Genomic DNA, 2,376 nt, shown 5'->3' with positions numbered 1-2,376 from the left:
TTTACAAAAAACATTCAATTTTATCAAAAAAATCATTTAATGATTAGAAAAATAAAAAACAATAAAAAGTTATTGAGATTTATAAAAAAACCAGAACAAAACCATTATTTTGCGTAACTAATTATCTTTCAGCATCATGGTTTTTACTTTTTTAATTATCTTTCTAATCTTAGCTTATTTACTTTTTTCCAAGGGAATGAGCTTATACTTTAAATCGCAAACAAAGCGATACAATAAAAAAAGTAATTTTATATCTAAATATTCAATTCTTATAGCATATTTAGGATTCTGCATGATTAACCCAAATATTGTAGAATTTATAATTAATGGAGTAATAGTCAATTTAAATAAATATTTAAACACAGACTTTATTGAAATCTCTAGCGAACTAAATCTATTAAGTATTTTAGCTTACCTCATATTTTGTATATTAATTGCATATGTTCTTTTTGTGACATTTAAGGCAAGAAATACAGAATCTATAAAACAGAGTTTTATATTAACAAGTGAGAAGAATAAAGAAAATAAACAAATACAATTTCCAAAAACTGATTACATAGAATCCCCACTTTTTCGAAAAAGATTAAAAAAATACTTTGAACTAAAATATCAAAAGTTTAATTTAATTTTAAAGAATGCTGACAAAGAAGGCATTTTATATGGCTCTTATCAAGATGGTTATAGAGTATTTTATCTATTTATTGCGTATGATGACAGTTTAAATAATCAGATAATAACTGTTGAACAAATAAAAAAAAAGAAACTAGAATTAGAAAGTTTCGCTAAACATATTATCTCGAAAAATGAATATGACAATATATTAATTGATTACTACTATGTTTCAGCTGATAACGAATTCCAAAATTATCAAGAAATAAATTACTTTATAAAAACGGAAGATAAATTACTAAATGAGCTTATAGATTTTAATGGTTATTTGAATAAAATAATTAATGGTTATCAAAATGAGAAGTTATTCTCAGCAATTGCATTAGATAAAGATAAAAAGACTCTTTCAGAAACCTTTATATCTCCACCTTTTAACGTTAACGAGAATGAGTCTAAACATACTGGATTAGTTAATTATATCAACAAGTGGCTAAAAACTTCTTCCGAAAGCAAGCACTTAGTTCTGTTAGGAGATTATGGCATGGGTAAAACTTCCTTTCTAAGACATTATTCAGGTGTACTAGCTAAAAATATTACAACAAAAAGTAATAAACTAGTCAGGTTTCCTGTAATGATTTCATTAACAAATTCTTCACCAAGACACGGAGGAATTACAGAAAAAATTAAAGCCTTTGTCGCTGAAAATTTAGGAGTAGACTATACCCTTTTCGAAATACTTATCCACAAAGGTAAAATTCTATTTTTACTAGACGGATTTGATGAAATGGGATTTGTCGGAACTCATAATGATAGATTTAAGCAAATAAATGAAATTTGGCAACTAGCTCATAAGAAAAATAAATTAATTATTTCTGGCCGCCCGTCTTATTTCCCGTCAAATTACGAATTAATTAAGACATTTAATATCGTAAAAAAAAATGAACAGATAACTCAAACAAACCCGTTTTGTGAAAGTATACAATTAAACCTACTTAATGAGTCTCATATTAAGGAATATATATCAAAATATTACCCTAATAAAGTTGAAGAGTATTTTGATTGGATTATCCGTTTCCCGAGCATATTTGAGCTATGCAAAAGACCTTCTATGATGCATATAATTAGAGAAATGCTGCCAAATCTATACAGGAAAGGTGCTACAGACATACAATCTCATGGAGGTGCAATCGAACAATACATTGATTATTGGATAAATAGACAAGAAAGTAAAAATATCCAGTCCGCTTTCGATAACCATTTAAAAAAAAGAGAGTTCGTTAAATCTTTTTTTTCTGAATTAGCAGTTGAACTTTTTTTAGTAAAGCAATATGAATTGTCTTCAGATTATGTCATTAAGAAGCTTAATGAGCACATTCATCAAGCGGGAATAAAGGAATTCAAAGCAGATTATCAAAAAGAAGGGTTTGAGAATGAAATGCTTACGTGCTATTTCATAGAGATTGAAGATGGATACTATAGATTTGTACACAAGTCATTTTTTGAACATTTCGTTGCTCAAAAAATAATTCAAGATATTTCGTCAAATAAATTCAAATCTAAGATTCTTTACGAAGAATGGTCAAACTCGATTGTAAATTTTATTTATGATGAGATCCCAAACGAATTAAAAGAAAGTCAATTAATACCAGCTCTTCTCTCGTTAACTAATAAACAATGGATAAGTAAATTAAAAAGTAAAATATTCAAATTTGTTCTAAAGAATTCTGAAAAAATATTGGCTTTACTTGTCCTTTTTACAACTTCAAT

Annotated in this window: 1 protein-coding gene; it reads left to right on the top strand. The window is 26.9% G+C overall.

Annotated elements, in window-relative coordinates; all coding sequences use genetic code 11:
• Window positions 1-292: 292 nt before the first annotated feature.
• The coding region (locus tag ACJBCC_RS17165) for an NACHT domain-containing protein (RefSeq protein WP_407557914.1) at window positions 293-2,376 on the top strand (2,084 nt) is incomplete at its 3' end.

Origin of the sequence: Winogradskyella sp. 4-2091, from assembly GCF_045765065.1 — a bacterium.
Taxonomy (GTDB): Bacteria; Bacteroidota; Bacteroidia; order Flavobacteriales; family Flavobacteriaceae; genus Winogradskyella.
This window is presented reverse-complemented; position numbering and strand designations above follow the sequence as displayed.